Annotated in this window: 16 protein-coding genes and 1 riboswitch; of the genes, 13 read left to right on the top strand and 3 right to left on the bottom strand. The window is 66.8% G+C overall.

The genetic code is table 11. From position 1 onward, the window contains the following. Window positions 1–46: 46 nt before the first annotated feature. Window positions 47–258: riboswitch (cobalamin riboswitch) on the top strand. 141 nt (window positions 259–399) lie between these two features. The 7 genes from U0177_RS18510 to U0177_RS18480 all read left to right on the top strand — a co-directional run bounded on the left by U0177_RS18510 (window position 400) and on the right by U0177_RS18480 (window position 8095). Next, window positions 400–1494, top strand: a complete 1095-nt coding sequence (locus U0177_RS18510; protein WP_409572140.1) for a prenyltransferase/squalene oxidase repeat-containing protein — start codon at window positions 400–402, stop codon at window positions 1492–1494. Window positions 1495–1724: 230 nt separating this feature from the next. Further along, complete coding sequence (locus U0177_RS18505) at window positions 1725–2588, top strand: hypothetical protein (protein WP_409572139.1); 864 nt, start codon at window positions 1725–1727, stop codon at window positions 2586–2588. Between the two features lie 5 nt (window positions 2589–2593). Further along, the gene (locus U0177_RS18500; protein ID WP_409572138.1) at window positions 2594–3199 is read left to right on the top strand and encodes a histidine phosphatase family protein; all 606 of its coding nucleotides are present in this window, start codon (window positions 2594–2596) and stop codon (window positions 3197–3199) included. Further along, window positions 3196–4272: a nicotinate-nucleotide--dimethylbenzimidazole phosphoribosyltransferase gene (gene cobT / locus U0177_RS18495; RefSeq protein ID WP_409572137.1), complete on the top strand. Its 1077-nt coding sequence runs from the start codon at window positions 3196–3198 to the stop codon at window positions 4270–4272. Before U0177_RS18500 ends, cobT begins: the two co-directional genes overlap by 4 nt. A gap of 216 nt (window positions 4273–4488) precedes the next feature. Continuing rightward, window positions 4489–5646: an energy-coupling factor transporter transmembrane component T gene (locus U0177_RS18490; RefSeq protein WP_409572136.1), complete on the top strand. Its 1158-nt coding sequence runs from the start codon at window positions 4489–4491 to the stop codon at window positions 5644–5646. Window positions 5647–5988: 342 nt separating this feature from the next. Next, window positions 5989–6636: a V4R domain-containing protein gene (locus tag U0177_RS18485; protein ID WP_409572135.1), complete on the top strand. Its 648-nt coding sequence runs from the start codon at window positions 5989–5991 to the stop codon at window positions 6634–6636. A 319-nt stretch (window positions 6637–6955) separates the two neighbouring features. After that, window positions 6956–8095 (top strand): cystathionine gamma-synthase, encoded by a 1140-nt coding sequence (locus U0177_RS18480; protein ID WP_409572134.1) that lies wholly within the window; start codon window positions 6956–6958, stop codon window positions 8093–8095. 93 nt (window positions 8096–8188) lie between these two features. On the opposite strand, the gene U0177_RS18475 is transcribed toward U0177_RS18480, so the two are convergent. Continuing rightward, a complete protein-coding gene (locus U0177_RS18475) occupies window positions 8189–8467 on the bottom strand; it encodes an acylphosphatase (RefSeq protein WP_409572133.1) in 279 nt (92 codons plus the stop codon). A 179-nt stretch (window positions 8468–8646) separates the two neighbouring features. Beyond that, the gene (gene phoU / locus U0177_RS18470) at window positions 8647–9306 is read right to left on the bottom strand and encodes a phosphate signaling complex protein PhoU (RefSeq protein ID WP_409572132.1); all 660 of its coding nucleotides are present in this window, start codon (window positions 9304–9306) and stop codon (window positions 8647–8649) included. A gap of 302 nt (window positions 9307–9608) precedes the next feature. On the opposite strand from phoU, the gene lepA reads away from it, so the two are divergent. The 6 genes from lepA (at window position 9609) to U0177_RS18440 (ending at window position 17478) form a co-directional block, all read left to right on the top strand. Continuing rightward, entirely contained in the window at window positions 9609–11414 is a 1806-nt protein-coding gene (lepA, locus tag U0177_RS18465; RefSeq protein ID WP_409572131.1) for a translation elongation factor 4, read from the top strand. A gap of 155 nt (window positions 11415–11569) precedes the next feature. Further along, entirely contained in the window at window positions 11570–12652 is a 1083-nt protein-coding gene (locus tag U0177_RS18460; RefSeq protein ID WP_409572130.1) for a peptidylprolyl isomerase, read from the top strand. 373 nt (window positions 12653–13025) lie between these two features. After that, window positions 13026–14657: a nucleoside triphosphate pyrophosphohydrolase gene (gene mazG / locus U0177_RS18455; protein WP_409572129.1), complete on the top strand. Its 1632-nt coding sequence runs from the start codon at window positions 13026–13028 to the stop codon at window positions 14655–14657. An 80-nt stretch (window positions 14658–14737) separates the two neighbouring features. Continuing rightward, window positions 14738–14959 carry a DUF951 domain-containing protein gene (locus U0177_RS18450; RefSeq protein WP_409572128.1) on the top strand — a complete coding sequence of 74 codons (222 nt, stop codon included), beginning with the start codon at window positions 14738–14740 and terminating at the stop codon, window positions 14957–14959. Between the two features lie 92 nt (window positions 14960–15051). Continuing rightward, window positions 15052–16401 (top strand): NfeD family protein, encoded by a 1350-nt coding sequence (locus U0177_RS18445; protein ID WP_409572127.1) that lies wholly within the window; start codon window positions 15052–15054, stop codon window positions 16399–16401. Window positions 16402–16623: 222 nt separating this feature from the next. Continuing rightward, window positions 16624–17478, top strand: a complete 855-nt coding sequence (locus U0177_RS18440; RefSeq protein ID WP_409572126.1) for a slipin family protein — start codon at window positions 16624–16626, stop codon at window positions 17476–17478. 280 nt (window positions 17479–17758) lie between these two features. Here U0177_RS18440 and U0177_RS18435 read toward each other — a convergent pair whose 3' ends face one another. Further along, window positions 17759–22423: a hypothetical protein gene (locus U0177_RS18435; protein WP_409572125.1), complete on the bottom strand. Its 4665-nt coding sequence runs from the start codon at window positions 22421–22423 to the stop codon at window positions 17759–17761. Window positions 22424–22436: the final 13 nt, after the last annotated feature.

Raw genomic sequence — 22436 nt, 5'->3', positions numbered from 1 at the left:
CCGCATCGCAGTTGACGCGTGCGGCGCTTCGTGCTAGGATTGCGCCATAATCGATACAAGCAAGGGCCCCGAAGGAAGCGACGGGGTTAATTGGGGAAAGCCGGTGCGATGCCGGCGCAGTCCACGCTGCTGTATGCCGAAGTGCTGGGGTTGAACGCTGGGCGCTGGGGTGGCAGGGCTTCTGCTGGCTCAATGCTCAACAGTCAATACCTACACGCTCGGCGAGCCAGAATGCCCGCCCTTGCGGTTTTCGCCATTCACACCCGCGCTGGAATGGGGTGAGGCAGTGCCGCGACATGCGTCTCGCCCCCTCCGATTGCTGGAGGGGGTTTGTTGTTTCCCGAAGCGCGTGGCCGCCCCGCTGTTCGCCGCCGAACGCTTGTACAGAAAGAGAAGCTCATGAAACGCATGCTCGCCGCGCTCGCCGCGCTCGCCGCGCTCGCCATCGTGCTGGCGCAGGCTGCCACCGTCGCGCCCGCGCGCGCCGCCACCGATCCGGGCCTGGCCGCCCAAGCTGCGCTCGGCTGGCTACGCTCGCGCCAGCAGAGCGACGGCAGCTTCCCCGGCTTCGATGCCGGCGCGAGCGCCGATGCGATCTTTGCGCTGGCCGCTGCCGGAACCGACCCGAATGGCGTGTTCAGCAATGGCGCCACGCCGGTGACATACCTAGGCAACAACGCCGCCGCCTACGCCGCGAAATCCGCCGCCGCCGCCGGCAAGCTGACACTGGCGGTGGTGGCCGCCGGCAAGGATCCGCGCTCGTTCGGCGAGCACGATCTGCTCGGCGCGCTGGCGCGCACCTACGACGCGAAAACTGGCCGCTACGGCGCCGATATCACCGGCCACGCCTACGCGCTGCTGGCGCTGGCCGCCACCGGCCAGCCCATCCCGCCCCAGGCGCTCGCTGCGCTTGGCAAGGCCCAGCTGCCCGACGGCGGCTGGAGCTTTGATGGCGGCGCGGCTTCGGGCAGCGACACCAACACCACCGCGCTGGTGGTGCAGGCGCTGGCCGCCGCCAGGGCGCGCTCGGCAGTGCTCGGCCGCGCGCTGGCCTACCTCGAGTCGCAGCAGAACGCCGACGGCGGCTTCCCCTACTCGAAAAGCTCGTCGTTCGGCGCCGACACCGACGCCAACTCCACGGCGAATGTGATCCAGGCGCTTGTCGCGGCCGGCGTCGACCCGCGCTCGCTCAAGCCTGGCGCGAGCGATCCGATCGACGCGCTGCTGGCGCTGCAAAACCCCAGCGGCGCATTCCGCTACCAGGCCGCCCAGCCCGACGACAACGACCTCGCGACTGCGCAGGCCATTCCGGCGCTGCTGCTCAAGCCGTTCCCGCTGGCCACGCTGGCGCTGCCAGTGGCGCAGCCCGCCCCGGCCAGCCTGCCGCGCACCGGCGGCGGCGCGCCGGCCTGGCCGCTGCTGGCGGCCGCGCTAGCACTGCTTGTGCTTGGTGCGGCTACCAGGATGGGGCGTAATCGCTCGGTGCTGCCGTAAGCGCGCAAGCCGCCGCCCAATGGTGGAAACGAGGGGCGGGATAATATTCCCGCCCGGCATACCCGCGCGGCATACCCGGTGGGTGGAAATGAGGGGCGGGATAATATTCCCGCCTACCATGCCGCCCGGCATACCCGGTGGGTGGAAATGAGGGGCGGGATAATATTCCCGCCTACCATGCCGCCCGGCATGCCCGCATACCCGCCCGGCACGAAATACGGTGGATCACAATGCGCAGCCTGTTCATCCTCATAAGCCTGCTTAGCCTGCTGGTGCTGCTGCCGGCGCAGGCAGGCCGCGCCCAGCCGGCGCCGAACCGCGCCGCACTGGTGATTCAGCATGGCGACGGGCGTGTCGTCGCCGCGTGCGTCAGCTTCGCCGAGCCCGAGATCAGCGGCCTCGAGCTGCTTGACCGCGCCGGGGTCGGCTATCTCGCGCAGACGGCTGGCGGCGGCTCGGCGGTGTGCAAGCTCGACGGCGAGGGCTGCGAGTTCCCCACCGAGGACTGCTTCTGCAAGTGCAAGGGCAGCGAGTGTGTGTACTGGGCCTACCAGCGCCTGAACGGCGGCGTGTGGAGCTACTCGCAGCTGGGCGCGGCGTCTACCCGCGTCAGCCCTGGCGCGGTCGAGGGCTGGGCCTGGGGCAGCGGCAACCTGCAGAACGGCGCCCGGCCACCGGCGCTGGCATTCGAGCAGGTGTGCGCACCCGACGGCCAGCCGCAGCTGCCCACCGGCGCGGTGGTTGCCACCCAGGCGCCGGCGGCAACCGCGCGCCCGCGCGCCACGCGCACGCTCGCGCCGCCTACGGCTGCGCCCGCCACGCCAACCGAAGCGCCGATCGCCACGGCCAGCGCATCCCCGCCCGCCACCGCCCAGCCGACGCAGGCGCCAACCGCGCTGGTGGCGCAGGCGGCCACCAGCGCGCCGGCCGTATCCCCCGCGCCGCCGGCAACGTTCGTATCTGCGAGGGCCGCGACACCCGCGCCCGTTGGTGGCGCCGGCGCGCTGGGCGCAGGCATCAACTACCTGGCGTTTGGCGCCATCGCGCTGCTGCTGATCGCCGGGATTGTCGTGGCGCTGCGCCGCCAGAGGTAGCCGCCATGCGAACAAGCATCTGGTTTGTGCGCCACGGCCAGACCGAGCTGAACAAAGCTCGGCGCTACCAGGGCGCCAGCAATAGCCCGCTGACACCGTTTGGCGAGCGCCAGGCCGCCGCGCTGGCGCAGCGGCTGCGGCGCATCCCACTGCGCGTGGCGGTGGTGAGCCCGTGCCTGCGCGCCCAGGCCACCGCCGAAGCCATCCTGGCCGATCGCCAGGCCGCTTTCGTCGACGACGCGCGCTGGGCCGAGACGAACCACGGACGCTGGGAAGGGCTCACATACGCCGAGGTGCGCGAGCGCTTCCCGGCCGAGGCGGCCGCGCGCTTCGCCGACCCGCTGCACGGCCGGGCGCAGGGCGGCGAGAGCCTGGCCGAAGTCGCGCAGCGCGTGGCCGAAGGCTGGCGCGCGCTGCTGCAACAGTTCCCCGGCGGCCGGGTGCTGGTGGTGAGCCACGCCACGCCGATCCAGCTGGTGCTGTGCATGCTCAGCGGCCTGTCGCCGGCGCTGCACTGGCGCTGGCGTGTCGACCTCGGCAGCGTCACATCTGTCGATGTATACGGCGGCGGCCCGATTATTCGGATGGTCAACGAGGTACCACGTCTATGAACACCACCGATGAAATTGCGCTGCGCGAGCTATGCGCGCGCGTGCCCGGCCCGAATGCCGCGGCCAGCGCGGCGGCGCGCGCGCGCCTGGATCGGCTCACCAAGCCGCCCGGCAGCCTTGGCGCGCTCGAGCCGCTGATTGTGCGCCTGGCGGCGATTACCGGCCAGGTGCGGCCCGAGCTGAACCAGCTGGCCGTACTGGTGGCCGCCGCCGACCATGGCGTGGCGGCCGAGCGCGTCAGCGCCTACCCGCAGTCGTCCACCGCTCAGATGGTGCTGAACTTCCTGCGCGGCGGCGCGGCGATCAATGCGCTGGCCGCCAGCGCCGCCGCGCGCGTGCTGGTGATCGACGCGGGTGTGGCGGCCGAGCTGCCCGACCACCCGCAGCTGCGCCGGGTGACGCTTGGCCGTGGCACGCGCAATCTGCTGCGCGAGCCAGCCATGACCCGCGCCGAAGCCGCGTCGGCGCTTATGGCCGGCGCGCGCGTGGTCGCTGCTGAGGCCGCCGCCGGGCTCGATCTGCTGGCGCTGGGCGAGATGGGCATCGGCAACAGCACTGCGGCAGCCTGCCTCACCAGCGCGTTCACTGGCGTCGCGCCCGAGCTGACTACCGGGCGCGGCACCGGCCTCGACGACGCCCGGCTGCTGCATAAGCGTACCGTCGTTGCCGGGGCGCTGCGCCGCGCCCGCCCGCGCCCCTCCGACCCGCTGGGCGTGCTGGCCGAGCTGGGCGGCTTCGAGATCGGCGTGCTGGCGGGCGCCGCGATCGCCGCAGCAGTGCGGCGCATCCCGGTCGTGCTCGACGGCTATATCACCACCAGCGCCGCGCTGGTGGCGCACGCGCTCGCGCCCGAGCTGCGGCATAGCTTGATCGCGGCGCATCGCTCGGCCGAGCCGGGCCACCGCGTCGCGCTCGAGTTTCTGGGCCTGCAGCCGCTGCTGGCGCTCGACATGCGCCTGGGCGAGGGCAGCGGCGCGGCGCTGGCCCTGCCGATGATCGGCGCGGCGGCGCGGCTGATGCGCGATATGGCCACCTTCGAGCAGGCCGGAGTCGACGATAAGCTGGCGCGCTGAGCGCGGCTGCGGTTCTCTTCTCCGTATCGTTGCCATTTTCCGCGCGCAGCGCGGAAAATGGACACAGAAGATCAACACGTCTATGCTGCCGCAGGCTCAATCTCCTGCCTTGAGGAAGCTGAATCACGCAAGTGCCTAACTCCTATCCTTTTTGGTACGCCTTGCCCGGCTTTGCCCGCCAGGCCGTACCAAAAAGAAAGTGAACAAACGATCGGTATGAACACACGCACCTGGCTGGCCTGGCTGCTGGCGGCGCTGCTGGTGGCCGGCCTGACAACCAACCCGCTGTACTTATTGCTGGTGCTGCTGTCGGCGACGCTGGTGTTTCTGGCGTGCCGCACCAATACACCGCTGGCGCGCGCTTACCGGCTGTTCTTTCTGGCCGGCCTGGTGCTGTGGATCGGCTATGTTGTCTTTGCCGTGGTGACGGTCGGCGGCACGCGCGGCGCGACGGTGCTGCTGCGCCTGCCAAAGCTGACGCTCCCCGCGCTGCTTGGCGGCGTTACCCTGGGCGGGCCGATCAGCGCCGAAGACCTGGCGTGGGGCGCGCTGCGCGGCTTGCGCCTGTGGGCCTTGCTGACGATCTTCGGCACGTTCAATGCGCTGATCAATCACTACCGGCTGCTGCGCCTGGCGCCGCGCTCGTTCTTTCACGCCGGGCTGGTTGCGACGATCGCCGTCGCCTTTGTGCCGCAGATCCTGCGCTCCTCGCAAACGATCGTCGAGTCGCAGCGTATTCGCGGCCACCGCTTTCGCGGGGCGCGCAGCTACCTGCCGCTGGTGGCGCCGCTGCTGGCCAGCAGCCTCGAGACGTCGATCGAGCTGGCCGAGGCGCTCGACGCGCGCGGCTATGGCCGCACCCGCGTGGCCGATCTGCGGCTTGGCCGCCAGCAGCTGCTGGTGCTCGGCGGGCTGCTGCTGCTCGGCGCCGGGCTGTTTGGCTGGCTGTACTATGGCGCGCCTGCGGCTGCTCCGGCTCTGGCGCTGATCGGCGCAGGCGGGCTGGCGCTCTTGCTGGCGCTGCGCGCGCTCGGCCGGCTGATCCCGCGCACGACCTACCGCCGCGAGCGCTGGCGCCGCCACGATTCGCTGGCCGTGGCCGCTGCCGCAGTGTGTGCGGCAAGCTGGCTTGGCCTCTGGCTTGCCGGCGCGGCGGGCATGCAGTACAACCCCTACCCGCTGCTCAGGCCGCCGGCCTTTCATCCGCTCGCCGGTATCGCCGCCGCGCTGCTGGCCGCGCCCGCGCTGTTCGCCCCGGCGCGCCAGCGCATCCTCACGCGCCGCAAGCGTACCGCCCGGCCACACGCCGCGCCGCGCGCGCGGCCAGTGCCCAGATACGAGCCGCCCGTGATTGCCGACCACAAATCGCCCTAGATCGTTTATACTACTCTGAGTAGCATCGGCGGCACACCGGGCTGCACCGGCTCGCGAGCACCTGGCCGCTATGCCGTGCCAGCCGAGCATCGTGCCAGTGCGATGCCTGGTGTCGCGGCGGTGCGCACGCCGCTGGCGCGCATCTCCCCGCCGTGCCGCACTGCTCGTTAAAGATCAGTGAAACATTCAGCTCTGACGCAACATCGATCACGTTTTGATCAGGTATAATCAGGGCAGACAGTTTAGACTCTGTAGTAAGTGCCGCACCAATCGGCGCAGGTCTGATTCCCGTCGCGCAAGCGACGAATAGCACCAGACCGTGTACCTGTAAGGAGCCATCTCATGCCAGAGGACCGTGGCACCGCAAACGACCTCGAGCCGCGCTTCTACCCGAACTTGATCGGGCGCTTGTATTTGATCAGCCTGGAAGACGTGATGGGCCGCAATGGGGTCAACGCGCTGCTCAACCTCGCCGGCGCGCGCCACCTGGTCAATAACTACCCGGCCTCGAACCTCAAGCGCGAGTTCCCCTTCGTCGACCTGGCCACGATCTCGAAGTCGACCGAGACGATGTACGGGCCGCGCGGGGCGCGCGGGATGGAGCTGCGCGCCGGGCGGTATGCCTTCAACCTGGGGCTGAAGGAGTTCGGGCCGCTGTTGGGCATGGCCGACCTGGCGCTCAAGCTGATGCCGATGACGATGAAGATGAAGATTGCGCTGAATGCGACGGCGCAGACGTTCGACCGGTTCTCGGATCAGCCGACGCGGGTGGAAGAGCGCAAGGGGCAGTTTTTGTATATCATCGAGAAGTGCCCGGTGTGCTGGGGGCGGACGAGCGAGAAGCCGTGCTGCCACCTGGCGCAGGGGATCTTGGAAGAGGCGCTGACGTGGGTGACGGGCGGGCACTCGTTCCACATGGACGAGATCGAGTGCCGCGGCACCGGCAGCAACGCCTGCATCTTCGCCATCGACAAAGACGCCATCGACTAGCGCGAGGCGCTGCGCTTCTCGGCGGCCGGCCGCTCGCACTGCGCGGGCGCCCGGCCGCTTGTATTATACCAACTCCGTTTGATTACTTGTGTTTTCTTGTGCGGCGCCTGGCAAAGCCGGGCGCCGCACAAGCAAAAGAAATATCGGGGGCGGCGAAGCCGCCCCCGAACCTCCACCATAATCCAAGCGATCAGCCGGATAAAGCAATTCGGGGGCAGTGAAACCACCCCCGAACCCCCCACTATAAACCAAGTGATCAACCGAATTTGGTATTATGCGCGTGGCGCCAGTGCTATAATGCCCAAAAAAGGAACGACCAATGACCGAATCATACGGCTTCGCGACACGCGCCATCCACGCTGGTCAGGAGCCCGACCAGGCTACCGGCGCGGTGATCGTGCCGATCTACCAGACGTCGACCTTTGCCCAGGAGGCGGTGGGCGTACACAAGGGCTACGACTATGCCCGCTCGGGCAACCCCACCCGCACCGCGCTTGAAACCGCGCTGGCCGCGCTCGATGGCGGCGCGCACGCGCTGGCCTTTGCGTCGGGCCTGGCCGCCGAGACGGCCGTGCTACTGATGCTGGCCGCCGGAGATCACGTGATCGGCGGCGACGACTGCTATGGCGGCACCTACCGCCTGTTCAGCAAGGTCTTCGCGCGCCACGGCCTCAGCTTCGACTTCGTCGACACGCGCGACCCCGAAGAGGTGGCCGAGGCGATCCGCCCCGAGACAAAGCTTGTCTGGCTCGAGACGCCCACCAACCCGCTGCTGAAGCTGGCCGACATCGCCCGAATCGCCGAGCTGGCGCGTGCGCGCGGCGCGCTGACGCTTGTCGATAACACCTTCGCCTCGCCGTACCTGCAGCGCCCGCTCGAGCTTGGCGCCGACCTGGTGCTCTACAGCACTACCAAGTATATCGGCGGCCACAGCGACGTAGTCGGCGGCGCGCTGGTGATGCGCGACGCCGGCCTGCACGAGCGGCTGAAGTTTCTTCAGAACGCTGCGGGCGGCGTGCCCGGGCCGTTCGACTCGTGGCTGGTGCTGCGCGGCCTGAAAACGCTGGCGCTACGCATGCGCGCGCATAGCGAGAATGGCCTGGCGGTGGCGCGCTTCCTGGCCGGGCACCCGGCCGTCGAGCAGGTGATCTACCCGGGCCTGCCCGAGCACCCGCAGCACGACCTGGCCAAGCGCCAGATGCGCGGGTTCGGCGGCATGATCTCGCTGGTGCTGCGCGGCGGCGAGGCGGCCGCAAACGCGATGGTGACGCGCACAAAGCTCTTCACGCTGGCCGAAAGCTTGGGCGGCGTCGAGAGCTTGATCGAGGTGCCGGCGGCCATGACCCACGCCAGCGTGGCCGGCTCGAAGCTCGAGGTGCCGGCCGGGCTGGTGCGCCTCTCGGTCGGCATTGAAGAAGCCGACGACCTGATCGCCGACCTCGACCGCGCGCTGAGCTAGGCGCGCGCTGCGCGGGCCACGCGCAAGCAAAACCAGGAACCACGCGCCGGAGCCGCCCGTGCGCGTGGTTCCTGGTTTTTTTTGGCCCCCGGCCTACCAAACGATCAGAAACCCACGGTCCTGCTCGGTCGGCGCCTCCCATCGCACGTCGACCTTCTCGACGCGGGCGTAGCGCGGGCCGCCGTAGCACCAGCTTACCATCCGGTTCACTGCCGCGCGCGAGCCTTCGAACACTGCCTCAACCGCCCCGTCTTCGAGATTGCGCACCCACCCCTCCACACCGGTGGTACGGGCCTGTTGCTGCGTCGACGAACGAAAGTTGACCCCCTGCACACGCCCGTTGATCACAACATGCGCTCGAATCCGATCCATAGCAGACTCCTCGGCCTGTTGAACCGCATCTATTCAGTTGTACAATTTGCGTGGCCGTATTATAGCCAAAAGTACGCCGCACGACAAGCGAAAGTTGAGATTTGGTAAAAGTGCGCGGCGCGCGGCACACAAAACCCGCCCCGATCGGGGCGGGTTTTGTGTGCCGCACGCCGCGCTGGCTAGGCGTTGAGCTGCTCGGTCTCGTTTGTGGCGATGAACACCACGCGCTCGGCAATGTTGGTGGTGCGGTCGGCCAGGCGCTCAAGCGTGTGCGCAATGTCGATCAGGCAGATCGCGCAATCGAGCTTGTCGGCGCCCTGGCGCGCAATATTCATCAAGTCGGCCACCACTTGGTCTTCGAGCTCGTCGACGCGCTCGTCTTCGGCGGCGAGCGAGCGCGCCAGGCCGACATCGAGGCGGATGAATGCGTCGAGGCAGGTGTTGAGCATGCCCTGGGCCAGGCCGCCCATGCGATGCAGCGCCGGCGGAGTTTCGATCAGGCCCGGCGCCTTGAGGCAGCGCCCGACGCGCTTGGCAATCGCTTTGGCGTAATCGCCGGCGCGCTCGAGCTCGCCGGCGATCGCGATCGTCGCGTTGAGCGTGCGCAGGTCGGTGGCCAGCACCGGCTGCTGCGTCGCCAGCAGCTCGAGGATCGCCTCCTCGATCGAATCGCGCGCCTGGTCGATCTCTTTGTCGCCGAGGATCACCATCTGGGCCATGCTGGTGTCCCACTTGTCGAGCGCGCGCATGGCATTGGCAAGCGCATGCTCGACGCGGCTGCCCATGCGCAGCAGGTCGTCGTGAACCACTTTCAGTTGCCGAAGGTAACGTTCGCGCATGGATAGCTCCTTATGATACAACCAGCACGCGGCGGAGTGCGGCAGATGTAAGCTGTATTTGTGCCTGGGCGATATATCATCCTACCACGGCCGCCGCCGCGCCGCAAACGCTTCCGCCGCGCCGGCATGGCATTGATTGCCGCTATCGTATCGGCTCAATGCTAAGACGATATTAAGCCCAGGTAAGAGTTTGATCATCGGCCTTCTTTGCGCACTCTGCTGCTTACTGTTATACTGCTAGCGATCTAACCGGGCATGTGCTCCTTATAGCTGCGCCGCCGCGCCGCCTTATATACACCTGTATGCCAGACCAGAACCTGATCCGCAATTTCTCGATTATCGCCCATATCGACCACGGCAAGACGACCCTCTCCGATCGGCTGCTCGAGATGACCGGCACGATCAGCTCGCGCGAGCGCCGCGACCAGCTGCTCGACGGCATGGACCTCGAGCGCGAGAAGGGCATTACGATCAAGGCCAAGGCCGTGCGCATGGATTACAAGGCGAACGACGGCCAGACGTACGAGCTGAACCTGATCGATTGCCCCGGCCACGTCGATTTTACCTACGAGGTTTCGCGCGCGCTGGCCGCCTGCGAGGGCGCTATCCTGGTCGTCGACGCGTCGCAGGGCATCGAGGCCCAGACGCTCGCGAACGTGTACCTGGCGCTCGAGAACGACCTGACGATCATTCCGGTGCTGAACAAGATCGACTTGCCCGGCGCCGAGCCCGACCACGTGGCCCAGGAGATCGAAGACGTGCTGGGCCTGCCCAAGAGCGAGGTGCTGCACGCCTCGGCCAAGGCCGGCACCGGCGTCCCCGAGATCCTCGAGGCGATCGTCGAGCGCGTGCCGCCGCCCGCGGGCAACCGCGCCCAGCCGCTGCGCGCACTGATCTTCGACTCGCACTACGACCCTTACAAGGGCGTGATCGCGTATGTGCGCGTGATCGACGGCGTGCTCGCCAGCGGCGCGCGCATCCTGCTGATGGGCACGCAGGTTCAGGCCGATACGCTCGAGCTCGGCGCGTTCCGGCCAACCATGATGCCGCTGCCCGAGCTTGGCCCCGGCGAGGTCGGCTATATCGCCACGGGCCTCAAGGAAGTCGGCGACTGCCAGGTGGGCGACACGGTGACGCTGGCGGCCGAGCCGGCGGCCGAGCCGCTGGCCGGCTATCGATCGGCCAAGCCGATGGTGTTCGCCGGGCTTTACCCGGTTGAGTCGAATGCCTACATCGACCTGCGCGAGGCGCTCGAGAAGCTCAAGCTCAACGACGCGGCGCTCTCGTTCGCGCCCGAAACCTCGGCCGCGCTTGGCTTCGGCTTCCGCTGCGGCTTCCTCGGCCTGCTGCACATGGAGATCGTGCGCGAGCGGCTTGAGCGCGAGTACAACCTTGATCTGCTGATCACCGCGCCCAGCGTCGAGTACCAGGTACTGCGCACCGACGGCGAGATCATGATCGTCGATAACCCCTCCGAGATGCCCGACGTCAGCCAGCTTGCCAGCATCGAGGAGCCGGTAATGCAGATCAGCGTGATCGCGCCGACACGCTACATCGGCACGATCATGGATCTGGTGACGAACAAGCGCGGCGCGTTCGAGACCATGGAGTACCTCGACCCGCAGCGTGTGCTGCTGAAGTACCGCATCCCGCTGGCCGAGATCGTGATCGATTTCTACGACCAGCTCAAATCGCGCACGCAGGGCTACGCCTCGCTCGACTACACGCTGGCCGGCTACCAGGAGGCCGACCTGGTCAAGCTCGATATTCTGGTCAACGCCATTCCCGTCGACGCGCTCTCGCTGATCGTGCACCGCGACTTCGCCTACAACAACGGCCGCACGCTGGTCGAGAAGCTGCGGCGGCTGATCCCGCGCCAGATGTTTGAGGTGCCGATCCAGGCCGCCGTCGGCAACAAGATCATCGCCCGCGAGACGATCAAGGCCATGCGGAAAGACGTGCTCAGCAAGTGCTATGGCGGCGATATCACCCGCAAGCGCAAGCTGCTTGAGAAGCAAAAAGAAGGTAAGCGGCGGATGAAGATGGTCGGCAGCGTCGAGATTCCGCAGGAAGCATTTATGGCAATTTTGTCGCTGAATGATGATTAAGGGTTAGCGATTAGGCGTCAGAAGCCCGAATAAGCCCGGTTCAGGCCCACGACGTGGCGGCGCGAGCAAGCTCTCGCGCCCGCAGTGCCGCGCGCAGGTATCCCCGAGTTGGGCCGTGCCTTATTCCGACTCCTGGCCCCTCACAAGGAGCAAACGTGCATCTCAAACGATGGATGGTAGGTGTGCTGGCCGCGCTGGCGCTCGTCGCCTGTGGCGCGCCCGCCGGCCAGACGGTGGCGCGCGTCGATAACGTCACGCTTTCGCGCCAGGAGCTCGACCAGCGCGTCGATCGCATTCTCAAGGCCTTCGAGAAGCAGCCGCAGGCCGGCGGCGCCACCCCCTCGCGGCTTGATGTTGAGAAAGAGCTGGTCGACGGCACCAATGGCTTTATTAATCAGAATCTTGTGCTCGGGCTGGCCAAACAGAAGGGCGTCGCCGTCTCCGACAAGGAGGTCGATGATCTCATCAGCCAGTTCCGCGCCCAGGTGGCGCAGAGCAGCGGCGGCTCGTTCGACGATGTGGTGCAGGGCGCGCTGGGCCTGCCAGGCGGCGACTCGAGCGAGTTCCGCCAGTTCGCGTCGTTTTTTGTGGCGCGCCAGAAGCTGGCCGAGACGCTGGTGACCACCGACACGGTGCGCGCGGCCGTCGAGCAGCAGGTGCAGCAGCAGGCCGCCCAAAAGGTCAAGGAGTATCACTCGGCACATATTCTGTTCCAGGCCGGCAATGCGCAGAGCGGCACGGCGCCGACCGACGCCGAGTATGCGGCGGCGCTGGACAAGGCCAACAAGGCGCTCGACCGGCTGAAGAACGGCGAGGACTTTGCTGCGCTGGCCAAGGAGCTTTCGGACGACCCTGGCTCGAAGGAGAAGGGCGGCGAGTACGACTGGACGCGCCAGGGCACGTTTGTGCCCGAGTACGAGAAGGCCGTGCTCGAGCAGCTCAAGCCCGGCGAGTATACCACCACGCCGGTGAAGAGCCAGTTCGGCTACCATATCATCAAGCTGCTCGAGCCGGTGCGCGAAGTGCCGGCGCTGTCGCCCGACCAGATCAAGCAGACGGTCGACCAGCAGCTGAGCCAGCAGCTGCAGCAGGAGCGCAGCGCGGCCTTTGATAAGCTGCTGCTTGACGAGCGCGACAAGGCTACGAAGGCTGGCCGGCTGGTGCTGCCGACATTCCCCACCGCTACGCCCGCTAGGGCGCCGCAGCCGCAGCAGCCCGCGCCGACGGCGGCGCCCTAGCGGTTAGAAGCGGCCTGAAAGCTGATAGCTTGCTTTATGGTCAAGGTTCGGGGGCGGCACCGCTGCCCCCGAATTTCTTTTTGTGCTGCACTGCATGGCGAAGCGGCGCAGTGCAACACATTAGAACTTACGTGGTTGCCTTGTTCGGGTTCCCGAAGCCGTGCATGGTGCCTGCGGCTGCTGATCATCGTGTCCATTTTCCGCGCGTAGCGCGGAAAATGGACACATATAAAGAAGTAGGTACCGCTCTGCCGAAGGCTGAGCCTGCCAACAGAGTAAGTCATAAATCTATAGGTGATCAAGCGAAGAACGTATCAAAACTCATTTTCGTGTACAATGTGCGGGCAGAGATGCCATACGAATGAGGTTTACCTTGGCGACCATTACGATCGTCGGCCTTGGGCCGGGCGACGCTGGCCTGATCACCCGCCAGGCCTGGGAGCTGCTGGCGCAGACCCGCGTGCTGTACCTGCGCACCGCGATCCACCCGACTGTCGCGGCGCTGCCGGCGCAGCTCGAGCTGCGTGCCTTCGACGCGCTCTACCAGTCCGCCGGGGCGTTCGGCGAGGTGTACGAGCGCATTGTGGCCGAGCTGCTCGATCGCGCCGCAGCCGGCGAGGAAGTGGTATATGCCGTGCCGGGGCACCCGCTGGTGGCCGAGGCGACTACACGCCGGCTGCTGGCGCGCGCGCGCGAGCGCGGCATCGCCACGCGCGTGGTCGCTGGCCTGAGCTTTGTCGAGCCGGTGTGCGCCGCGCTCGCGCTCGACCCGCTCGAGCGCGGGCTGCAGCTGATCGATGCGCTGGATCTGGTGCCCCAGCAGCTCGATGCGATCGAGAGCGCAGGCACAGCGCTGGCCAACTCCGCCGCGAGCGATATGCCTGTGCCGGCTCGCAGCTCGGGGGCGGCCTGGTCCGAGATCCAGGGCGTTGGGCCGTATACGCCGCCGCTGCTGCCTTTCCCGCTGCTGCCCTCCCGCCCGGCGCTGATCTGCCAGCTGTACAACCGCCGCGTCGCCTCCGATGCCAAGCTCTCGCTGCTCGAGCGCTACCCTGCCGATCACCCGGCGACGCTGGTGCGCGCGGCGGGCGTGGCTGGCGACGAGCAGGTGTGGACGGTGCCGCTGCACCAGATCGACCACCAGGACGCGCTCGACCACCTGACCTGCGCCTACCTGCCGCCGCTGGCGCCGCTGGCCGACCGGCGCGGCCCCGACGGGCTGGCCTTCGTGGTGGCGCGGCTGCTCGGGCCGGGCGGCTGCCCGTGGGATCGCGAGCAGACCCACCAGTCGCTGCGGCCCGAGCTGCTGGAAGAAACCCACGAGGTGCTCGAGGCGCTCGACGCCGGCGATGCCGATGGGCTGGCCGAGGAGCTGGGCGACGTGCTGCTGAACGTGCTGATGCACGCCGAGATGGCCCGCCAGGCCGGCGAGTTCGACAGCGGCGATGTGTACGAGCATGTCGCCTCGAAGCTGATCCGCCGCCACCCGCACGTCTTTGGCGATGTGAGTGTTTCGGGGAGCGGCGAGGTGCTGGCCAACTGGGAGGCGATCAAGCAGGCCGAGCGCGCCGCTGGCGGAAAAGCGCCGCGCGGCTTTTTCGACGGCATCCCCGCCAGCTTGCCCGCGCTCATGGCCGCGCAAGAGACGATCCGCAAAGCCGCAAAGGCTGGCTTCGACTCGGACGATATGCAGTGGATCTGGGATAAGCTGCACGAGGAGATCGACGAGGTGCGCGCGGCCGCATTTGCCGAGCCGTACCCCGACGCTGCGGCGCGCGCCGCGCGGGTCGAGGAAGAGCTGGGCGACCTGCTGCTGGCTACCGCCAAGCTGAGCTACCAGCTTAAGGCCGACGCCGAGAGCGCGCTGCGCGCCGCTGGCGCCAAGTTCCGCCGCCGCTTCGCGCGCGTACAGCAGATCCTGGAGCAGCAAGGCCGCGAGCTGCCGGCCCTCGACGACGGCGAGAAAGAGGCCGTGTGGCAGCAGGCCAAGCGCCTCGCCGAATAGCGGCCGGCGGATCCGCGCGCTCGGCGCGGCCAATTTGCCACCTACGGGCGAGGTATATCGCGCCCCTACTCGATTGAAGCATGCCAAAACCACCGATCGAGATCTATATTGGCGATGTGGCGCAGATGCGCAAGCCACACCCGTGCGGCGGCGACACCTGGCGCGTCGTGCGGCTCGGCGCCGAGATCGGCATCCGCTGCCTGAAGTGCGGGCGCAAGGTGCTGCTGCCGCGCGCAACCTTCGAGCGCCGGGTTAAGCGCTTCGTCGAGCGCGGCAGCGCCACCGCCACGCCCGAAGAGTAGCTGGCGCCGGCGATCGAAACGCGGTATCATGGCCGCTGCGGCGCTGCTTGCGCTGCGCTTGTGCCATGAAGCCTAGAATGTATGCGGTCGCAATGCGCCGTGTCTCTGCCATTCTTGTGGTGCTCCTATGCCTGCTGCCCGGCTGGCTGGCCCTGCCTGGGCCGGCGCAGGCACAGGCGCCAGGCCCGCTGTACGTCGCCACGGTGCGCGGCACCGTCACCTCGGTGACGGTTGGCTACCTGCGGCGCGCGCTGCGCCTGGCCGAGGCCTCGAATGCCAGCGCGCTGCTGATCGAGCTTGGCAGCACCGGCGCGGTGCTGGGCGAAGCGCGCGTGTTCGCCGGCGAGATCGCCAGCGCGCGCGTGCCGGTGGTGGTATATGTTGCACCTGGCGGTACCGACGCCGGCGCGGCCGGGGCGCTGTTTCTGAGCGCCGCGCATATTGCTGCGCTCGCGCCCGATACGCGCTTTGGCAGCCCCACGCCGCTGACGCAGGTTGACACAGCGCTGACGCAGCAGACGCGCGACTTGGTGCTCGACAGCGTTGCCGATCAGCTGCGCGCCTGGAATGCCGCGCATGGCCGTAATACCGCCTGGGTCGATCAGGCGGTGCGCCAGGGTCTGGTGCTGAACAATCAGCAGGCCAGCGCGCTGCGGCCGCCGGCCGTCGATCTGGTGGCCGCCGACCGCGCCGAGCTGCTCACGCTACTCGAGGGCCGCCGCGTGTCGCTGAGCGATGGCCGCAGCGCCACGCTCGCCACGCTTGGCCGCCCGGTGAGCGAGGTTGCGCCCAGCGCCTGGGAGGCGCTGCGGCTGGCGCTGGCCGACCCGACGGTGGCGTTTGTGCTGCTGGTGCTGGGCGCGCTGGCGATCTGCCTGGAGTTCGCCGCGCCCGGCACCAGCGTGTTTGCCGGCATCGGCGCTGTGCTGCTGCTGGCCGCCGCGCTCGGGCTGCTGGTGCTGCCGCTGCACTGGTGGGCGCTGGCGCTGATGGTGCTGGCGCTTGGGCTGCTGGTAGCCGAGTTCGCCGCGCATACCCACGGCGCGCTGGCGGTAGCGGGGATTACGCTGATGGTGGTGAGCGCGCTGAACCTGGTAGACACGGCGCAGGCCCCCGGAGTGTTCATTGCGCTGTGGGTGGTGGTGCTGGTGGGGCTGGCGCTGGCGAGCCTTGCCGCGTTTGGCGCCTGGCTAGCGCTGCGCAGCCGGAATCGGCCCGCCGCCACCGGCCAGGAGACGATGATTGGCAAGCTGGCCGAGGTGCGCCAGCGCCTCGATCCCGACGGCATGGTGTTTATCGAGGGCGCGCTCTGGCGCGCAGTGCTCGAAGATGGCGCCGCCGAGCCGGGCGATTGGGTGCGGGTGGTGTCGATACACGAGCTGCGACTGATCGTTCGCCGGCTCGATAGCATAAGGCCGCCGCGCAGTGCGGAATCTGCCTGAGTGGCGTGCATTTAATAGAGCGTAGGAGTTACGCAGTTGCGCTCTTCGGCTTCCTCAAGCGGCGAGATTGTAGCCTGCGGCAGCACGGTACTTTTCGATCATCGTGTGTCGATTTTCCGCGCGCAGCGCGGAAAATCGACACGTCCAAAAGGACGAAGGTTGAGCACGCCAACTGCGTAAGTTCAATGTGGATGAGCGCTCTATAGGTGAAAGGAAACACTGATGAATGGTGGTATCCTGCTGCTGTGCCTGGCAGTGATTCTGTTTTTCGTGCTGATGCTGGTGCTGTCGGCGATCAAGATTGTGCCCGAGTACGAGCGCGGCGTGGTGTTCCGGCTGGGCCGCCTGGTTGGCCCGCGTGGGCCGGGGCTGTTCTTCCTGGTGCCGATCTTCGAGCGTATGGTGCGCGTCGACACGCGCGTGATCACCATGGATGTGCCGGCGCAAGAGGTCATCACGCTCGACAATGTCACGATCAAGGTCAACGCGGTGCTGTACTTCATGGTCGTGAACCCGAGCCTGGCGGTGGTGAAGGTGATGGACTACATTCGCGCCACCATGCAGATCGCCCAGACGACCCTGCGCAGCGCGGTTGGCCAGGTCGATCTCGATACGCTGCTGGCGCATCGCGAAGAGCTGAACAGCCGGCTCCAGAAGATCATCGACGAGCAGACCGAGCCGTGGGGCGTGAAGGTGACGATCGTCGAGGTAAAGGATGTGGAGCTGCCCCAGAGCATGCAGCGCGCTATGGCCAAGCAGGCCGAGGCCGAGCGCGAGAAGCGCGCCAAGATCATCCACGCCGCCGGCGAGTTCGAGGCCTCGCAAAAGCTGGCCGAGGCCGCCGACGTGATCGCGCGCGAGCCGGTGACGCTGCAGCTGCGCTACCTGCAAACCCTCACCGAGATCGCCGTCGAGAAAAACAGCACGATTATCTTCCCGCTGCCGGTCGATACGATCAAGGTGTTTACCGATATGGCCGCGTACGCCGGCATTAATGGCTCGCCGGGCAACCGCCCTTCCGCGCCGCAGCCGCCGCCCGAGCCGCAACCCTCCACCACGCGCCGTCTCGAGAGCTAATCGCACATCCGGCTGATCAGGCGCAGTATGTGGGGGTTCGGGGCGGCTTTGTCGTCCCCCGAAAGTTCTTGCTGCGATGCCCTGCCGGCTTCGTCGGGCTGGGATCGCAGCAAGAAAGCGATCAAACGGAATTGTTCTAATCGGTACGCTCGCGAAACGCACGGCGCCGGGGCAGCAAGCTGCCCCGGCGCCGTGCGCTTATGCCTCATGGCGTGTGCTTTGCCCCAAATGCTGGCCTCGCTCTCGCCGTGCGAGAGCGAGGCCAGCAGAACCAACCTGGCTATAACCCGACTACTGACTCAAGCCAGCGTAGCGGGTAGAGGACGGTGTCCCACCCGCTCTCGGTCGTCGCCGAGCTGCTCGCAGCAGTGTCGAGCGGCGCGTTGGCTGTTTTAGGCGTGCGCGTGGGCGTGGCAGTGCGCGTAGGCGTGCGCGTGCGCGTGGGTGTGGCCGTGCGCGTCGCCGTGCGCGTGGGCGTGGCCGTGCGCGTCGGCGTTGGCGCGCAGGTCGTCTGGCTCAGCAGGAAGCTGTACTTTTCTTGCGACTGGCCGCTCGGCCGCGCGGCTACCTTGATCGTCTTGCTAGCGTTGAAGTTGCTCACCACCACGCTGAACACGTCGGAGGCGCCGCTCTTGAACGTGCTGAACTTCGGCTCAAAGCGGATGCTGGTGAAGCCGGGGTTGCCGCTCGAGCTCGTCCAGACCGCCTTGTAGCTGCCCAGGCTGCCAACGTAGGTGCCGCTGTCGGCCGGCGCGACGCGCGTGAAGCCGTCAGTTCCGATCGCAACGTAGCTCAGCGACTGGCTGCACTTGTTGGTGACGCGGAAGGTGATCGTCGTCTTGCCGTTGATGTCGGTTGAGTAGCCCAGGTACTCGAAGACGAAGCACTTTCCTTCAAGCTTGCACGTCATCGGGTTCGGCGTAGTTGTAGTGGTCGAGGTCGCGGTCGGCGTGTTGGTCGACACCGCCGTGCTGGTTGCGGTCGAGGTCGCGGTCGGCGTGTTGGTCGACACCGCCGTGCTGGTCGCGGTCGATGTCGCGGTCGGCGTGTTGGTCGACACCGCCGTGTTGGTCGCGGTCGATGTCGCGGTCGGCGTGTTGGTCGACACCGCCGTGTTGGTCGCGGTCGATGTCGCGGTCGGCGTGTTGGTCGACACCGCCGTGTTGGTCGCGGTCGATGTCGCGGTCGGCGTGTTGGTCGACACCGCCGTGTTGGTCGCGGTCGAGGTCGCGGTCGGCGTGTTGGTCGACACCGCCGTGCTGGTCGCGGTCGAGGTCGCGGTCGGCGTGTTGGTCGACACCGCCGTGCTGGTCGCGGTCGAGGTCGCGGTCGGCGTGTCGGTCGACACCGGCGTGTGTGTCGCGGTCGAGGTCGCGGTCGGCGTGTCGGTCGACACCGGCGTGTGTGTCGCGGTCGAGGTCGCGGTCGGCGTGTCGGTCGACACCGGCGTGTGTGTCGCGGTCGAGGTCGCGGTCGGCGTGTCGGTCGGCACCGACGTGCTGGTCGAGGTCGCCGTCGGTGTGTCGGTCGACACCGCCGTGCTGGTCGCGGTCGAGGTCGCCGTTGCGGTGGCGGTGGCCGTTGCGGTCGCAGTTGGCGACGCCGGCGTATTCGGGCCGATAAGGAACAGTGTGCCGGCGCTCCACGACACGGTGGTCGACTCGATGTAGACGCCATTCGCGTCGCTGCCTGCCGTTCCAGTGAATTTCTCCCAGCTCGTACCATTGCAGTGGTAGATCGCCAGGTTATAGGGCGCCGTCACCGTATTTCCATTCGACTCATCCGGGTTGCTAGCCGAGAAGTACAGCCGCATCCGGTAGGGCCCATACGGTGGCGTGCCGCCGGTTGACGAAAGATCGTACTGCCGCAGCACCGGCTGGCCGGGGAAGGCGTTGCTGCCGCAGGTGGTGGGCGGCTGCGTATTCGACGTGATCGTGATGTTCGTCTCCCAAAGGCTGTTTCCGCTCTGCTTCTGCAGAACCACCGCGTCGCGATTGCGCCCGTCTTTGAAGGTATAGGTGACGAAGTTGATCACGGTTTGCTGCGGAGCCTCGCGGCGCAGCTTGCCATTCTGCACGAACTGGGTGCAGGCCCCGCCAGTGGCCGCGCTGAGGAAGTCGTCGGTCACGTCTACGGTAGTGTTGGCGTTGATTGTGAGGTTGCAGAACGAGAGCGTCGCCTCGGTTTGGCTCGGCACGTTCAGCGTGACCACGCCGTTCTTGGCGAACACGACCGTGCCGGTGCCGGGGTTGAATGTCCCGCCGCCGGTCCAGTCGCCGTTGACGATCAGCGTCGAAGTGTTCGCGTTCCAGGTGCCGCCGTAGACATTGAAATTATTGACGGTGATCGTCGAGCTGCCGGCATTGACGGTTGTGCCGTTGTGGGTCGAGAAGTCGTTGACGGTGATATTGCCGACGATGTTGATCGTCACGTTCTTGGTAGCCGAGACGCTCTCGGCGTAGGTGCCCGCGTAGACGGTGGTAGTTCCGCCCGTCGCGACATTCGCCAGCGCTTCGGCGATCGTCGCGTAGCAGGGGGTGTTGCCGCCGCATACCAGCGCGGGGTCGGCATAGGTGTTCGTGTTGCCGGGCGGCGTGACATCGGCGGTCCACGCGCCGCGCCCGTGCGTGCCGGCGATCAGAACGGTCGAGCCGGTGCTGTTGCCGCCGCCCACCCACTGCAAGTCGAAGGTCGCGACATTCGCCGGGCCATCGCCGTTCTTGCCGGTGCCGCTCGGCACGTTCCAGGTAGCGCCGCTATCCTCGCTGGCGAAGATGCCGATCTCGGTGCCGACATACAGCCAGGCCGAGTTGGCCGGGTTGATCGCGATTGCGTAGATCGGCACCGGCGGCAGGTTGTTGGTGATGTTGCTCCAGGTTGTGCCGCCGTTGGTGGTGCGCCAGAGTCGGTTCGACCCGAAGCCGGTAAAGCCGACGTAGACGATGTTGCTATTGTTTTTGTCGATCGCGATGCTGCCGACCTGCGTGCCAGGGTTGCTGCCCGAAGGGATGTTGGTGTCTACCCGGCTCCACGAGCTGCCGCCGTCGGTGCTCATGTCGATGCGGCTGTTCTTGTAGCCGACCCAGATCACATTCGAGTCGCTGGGCGCGACGCCAATCGCATTGATGGCGTTGCCGATCGAGGGCTTGAGCGCCGCCCACTGCGGGCCGGCCGTAGGGCTGGTATAGACATACGGCGTACGCGCGTCGTTGGTGACCCACAGCGATAGGTCGCCGACATACAGCCGGTTGGGGTTGCTCGGATCAAGCAGGATAGGCGCGATGAAGTTGCCCACGCCGTTGCAGGCATCGTCGATGCGGTACGGCGCGGCGCGGCAGACCCAGGCGCTGCCGTTGTAGTAGGTGCCAAAGATATCGTCGACTGTAGCGCCAGCGTTGGTGGAGCGGTTGACTTTGCCGTAGATATACTCGTTGTATAGGTAGTTCGGGTTGGTCGGGTCGGCCGCAGATTTGCCGCCGTCGCCGCCGTGCGAGAAGCTCCAGTTGTTCAGCGCGCCGCTGTACTTGAGCACGCCGTTATCTTGCGCGCCGCCGTACAGCTGATTGTTGTTGTTCCCGGCCACGCCATAGAACTGGGTAATACCCAGGTTGTTGTTTAGGTACAACCAGCCAGTGTTGTAGTCGACATTCGTCCCGGCTGTGGAGATATCGGCGGTGTAGTAGATACCGCCGTCGTTGCCGTTGAGCAGCGCGCTGCTCGAGCCGGGGATCGACACCAGCGCATGGTGGTCGGCGTGTGGCGAAGGTGGCGATTTCAGGCCCCACGAGTAGCCCCATTGGCTGATCTTGGTGAAGGTGCTGCCGCCATCGGTGGATTTGTAGATATCGAGGCCGGCGATAACCACATTGTTCGCGTCGGATGGGTTCACCCAGAGCGCGTTGGCATACCAGCCCTGGCCGCTCAGGTAGACCGTGCCGGTGTTCACGCGCGCGTAGGTATGGCCGCCGTCGGTGCTCTTGTATATGTCGCCCGAGTTCTGATCCACGCCGGCATACAGGGTCGAAGTATTGCTCGGCGCGTAGGCTAGCTCGACACGGCCGGAGCCAGGCAGGCCGGTGGCGGAGGTCCAGCTGGTGCCGCCGTTGGTTGAATACGAAGCAAAGCCGGTTCCGCTCGCCACGGCGTTGCTGCTGTTGCTCGGGTCGAAGGCGACATAGAGCCAGTTGCTGGTGGAGCGCTGCGACCAGGTGCTGCCGCCGTCGGTGCTCTGCCACAGGCCGTTGCGCGTTGCGGCCAGCAAGGTCGCGCCATTTGGCGAGATCGCCAGGCGGTTTACATAGTACCAGTTGCTGTTATTGGTACTGGAGAGCTGCGACCAGGTAGTGCCGCCGTTGGTGCTCTTGAACACGCCCGCGCCGCGTATCGCATCGGCATTGCCGAAGCCTTCGCCGGTGCCGGCGTACATTACGTTGGAGTTGGTCGGGTCGACGATCAGCGAGCTGACCGCCAGGTTGGCCATCCAGTCGTCGATCGGCGTCCAGGTCGTGCTGGCCGAGCAGCAGTTGGTTGTCTTCCAGATGCCGCCTGAGACGCCGCCGATAAACACTGTGCTGGCGCTGAGCGGCAGGATCGCGCGGATGCGCCCGCCGACATTGCCAGGGCCGGCCTGCGTCCAGCTTGTGTTGCTGATGCCGGCCGCCGAGCTGATTGGCCCGTTCACGCTCGCCTGCCGGGCCATGTCCCTGCGCTGATTCAGCGCCTTGATCAGCGCGCCATCGGGGATTTTACCGGTCTTGTCCTTCATCTGATCGGCGCGGTACTGGAAGTACTGGCTGATGTCAGCCTCTTCTCCCTCCTCGTTGCGCTCCTGTTTTGGCGCCAGATCGACGTCTGGCAGCGCGGCAAAGATCACGCCTTGTAGCCCTACGATGATCAGCAGGATCAAGACAACCTGGAGCTTGGTGCGTGAAAGCAATGTTGGCATGGGAACTCCTTGA

This window comes from Kouleothrix sp. (assembly GCF_046328425.1).
GTDB lineage: Bacteria > Chloroflexota > Chloroflexia > Chloroflexales > Roseiflexaceae > Kouleothrix.
Note: the sequence above shows the minus strand (reverse complement) of the source record. Positions and strands in the feature narration are given on the sequence as shown.

Excerpts from the sequence above, each read along its gene's own strand:
- U0177_RS18510 (WP_409572140.1), top strand. The coding sequence starts at position 400 with ATGAAACGCATGCTCGCCGCGCTCGCCGCGCTCGCCGCGCTCGCCATC.
- U0177_RS18505 (WP_409572139.1), top strand. The coding sequence starts at position 1,725 with ATGCGCAGCCTGTTCATCCTCATAAGCCTGCTTAGCCTGCTGGTGCTG.
- U0177_RS18500 (WP_409572138.1), top strand. The coding sequence starts at position 2,594 with ATGCGAACAAGCATCTGGTTTGTGCGCCACGGCCAGACCGAGCTGAAC.
- cobT (WP_409572137.1), top strand. The coding sequence starts at position 3,196 with ATGAACACCACCGATGAAATTGCGCTGCGCGAGCTATGCGCGCGCGTG.
- U0177_RS18490 (WP_409572136.1), top strand. The coding sequence starts at position 4,489 with ATGAACACACGCACCTGGCTGGCCTGGCTGCTGGCGGCGCTGCTGGTG.
- U0177_RS18485 (WP_409572135.1), top strand. The coding sequence starts at position 5,989 with ATGCCAGAGGACCGTGGCACCGCAAACGACCTCGAGCCGCGCTTCTAC.
- U0177_RS18480 (WP_409572134.1), top strand. The coding sequence starts at position 6,956 with ATGACCGAATCATACGGCTTCGCGACACGCGCCATCCACGCTGGTCAG.
- U0177_RS18475 (WP_409572133.1), bottom strand. The coding sequence starts at position 8,467 with ATGGATCGGATTCGAGCGCATGTTGTGATCAACGGGCGTGTGCAGGGG.
- phoU (WP_409572132.1), bottom strand. The coding sequence starts at position 9,306 with ATGCGCGAACGTTACCTTCGGCAACTGAAAGTGGTTCACGACGACCTG.
- lepA (WP_409572131.1), top strand. The coding sequence starts at position 9,609 with ATGCCAGACCAGAACCTGATCCGCAATTTCTCGATTATCGCCCATATC.
- U0177_RS18450 (WP_409572128.1), top strand. The coding sequence starts at position 14,738 with ATGCCAAAACCACCGATCGAGATCTATATTGGCGATGTGGCGCAGATG.
- U0177_RS18445 (WP_409572127.1), top strand. The coding sequence starts at position 15,052 with ATGCGCCGTGTCTCTGCCATTCTTGTGGTGCTCCTATGCCTGCTGCCC.
- U0177_RS18440 (WP_409572126.1), top strand. The coding sequence starts at position 16,624 with ATGAATGGTGGTATCCTGCTGCTGTGCCTGGCAGTGATTCTGTTTTTC.
- U0177_RS18435 (WP_409572125.1), bottom strand. The coding sequence starts at position 22,423 with ATGCCAACATTGCTTTCACGCACCAAGCTCCAGGTTGTCTTGATCCTG.